This is a genomic window from Planomonospora algeriensis, from assembly GCF_977012225.1.
Genome location: NZ_CDRNDK010000778.1, coordinates 1 through 1,858 on the forward strand (window position 1 = coordinate 1; position 1,858 = coordinate 1,858).

Here is a 1,858-nt window from a genome sequence, read left to right on the forward strand (position 1 = left end):
AGCTGGTCGGACCCGGCGGTGCTGGGGGCGGCGCTGGGCGTGCTGGCGGTGGGCGCGGCGCTGGTGGCGGTCGCGGTCGTGCCGGGGCGGTCCCGGCTGGTGCCGCTGGAGACGGGCGATCCGCTGGCGGTGATCGGCCTGACCCGGTCGGGGCTGCGCCGTACGCTGCGGGCCGCGGCGGAGTCGGTGGACGGGGTGGTCCGGGCCCGGGTGCGGCTGGGCCGCGGGGGCGTGGAGGTCCTGGTGGTCGCGGAGACGGACGGGACGGGGCGGTTGCTGCGCCAGGTGGGCGCGGCGGTCGGGGACCGGCTGGCCGATCTGGGCGCGGTCTGCGGCGACGAGGTCGTGGTGCGGTTGCGTGGACGGGGGAGCCGGTGAGGGCGTTTCCGGGGGATCGGCGCGGGCGGGGAGCAGCCGGGGGGTCTGCGCCGGCGGGGGCGTTTGCGGGGGAGCCACGTAGGCGGGAGGTCCGATGAGGCCGTATCTGGGCAACCGTATCGGCCTGACCGTCACCGGGCTGGTGCTGGCCGGGGCCGGGGCGTACGGCGTGCTGCGCGGGCTGGGGGAGATCCCGGGGCAGGCGGCGGGGGCGCCGGTCCTGGATCCGGGGCTTCCGGCGCGGCTGGCGGAGGATCCCGGGGCGGGGTGGCTGGCGGCGCTAGTACTTGTAGTACTGGGGCTTGTCTCGGTCCGCTGGCTGCTGCGCTCCCTGGGCTGGGGGCGGCGGGGCCGGCGCAGCGAGACCGGGATCGCGATGCTGGGCGTCGCGCTTAAAGAAGTCGAAGGGCTGAGCCGGGTCCGGGTCCGGACGGTCGAGGGGGACGGATCCGGATCGGGGTGCGCTGCGGGCCCGCGACCGACGTCGGCGAGCTCGTAGCGCGGATGAACGAGGACGCCGTCGACAGGGTTCGGCGGGCGGTAGGGGACGACGCGCTGGGGGTTTCCGTCCGGCTGCACGTCCGCCGTCGCTGAGGTTCGCCGGGCGGTCCGGTCCGGGGGGTCCCCGGAGCCGCCGCCGGGGGCCTGTCCGCCGGCGGTCCCGGCCATGGGTGCGCCGGGGGCGGTCTGGGAGTCGCGTCTGCCGAAGGCCAGTCCGGCGGCCAGGCCGGCCAGGGGTACGGCGGTCGCCGTGTAGCGGTGGTCGAAGGCCACGGTGAACTGCGGCAGCGCGATCAGGGCGACGGCCGCGGCCCAGGGCAGGAGGACGGCGCCGCCGAGGCGCCGCCAGTGGGCCAGGACGCCGATCAGGCCGATGACGAGGACGACGCCGAGGAAGGGCCCGCGCAGGAAGCCGTGTTCCTGGTAGGTGCGCAGCCAGCTCGCGTATGGGTCGACGAGGCTGGGTTCGCCGGGGTCGGCCTGGTAGGCGGTGGCGAGTTCGGCGGCGGTGCGGCCGCCGGAGACGGGGATGTCGGGCAGGGAGGCGGCGGCGTCGGGGAAGACGTAGGCGCTCTGGTCCTCCTCGGTGGGGTAGACGCGCCGGTTCCAGTCGAAGACGTGGGCGAGGTCGGCGAGTCCGGTGCGCAGGAAGTCGGCGGGCTGGGCTCTGACGGCCCGCAGGGCGAAGTCGGTGGCGAGCGCGTCGCGCTCGGCGGGGGAGCCATGGAGCGTGTTCAGGGGCGAGTCGCCGGCGGAGAGGTAGGCGGGGGGCGGTTTGCGCTCGCTGAGCGGTTCGGTGGGGCAGAGGGCGGCTTCGGGGCCGGTGGGCCTGATCCGGGCGCAGTCGGCGAAGGTCATCGTGCGGGCCCACAGGTGGGTGCCGCCGCCGCGGGTCAGGCCGTGGCCGGGCTCGGTCCCGGGCCAGGCGGCGTACGCGCCGAGGGCCAGGGCGGCGGCCGCGGCGGTGGCGTTGAACGGC

Annotated in this window: 2 protein-coding genes and 1 pseudogene; all 3 read left to right on the plus strand. The window is 77.0% G+C overall.

All coding sequences use genetic code 11. From position 1 onward, the window contains the following. Positions 1-378, plus strand: a 378-nt coding sequence (locus ACWJ6R_RS35670; protein WP_449066436.1) for a DUF6286 domain-containing protein, incomplete at its 5' end; no start/stop codon positions are given. 94 nt (positions 379-472) lie between these two features. Beyond that, entirely contained in the window at positions 473-877 is a 405-nt protein-coding gene (locus ACWJ6R_RS35675) for a hypothetical protein (protein ID WP_449066437.1), read from the plus strand. Between the two features lie 260 nt (positions 878-1,137). Beyond that, positions 1,138-1,858: pseudogene (locus ACWJ6R_RS35680) on the plus strand (hypothetical protein); the annotation flags it as partial.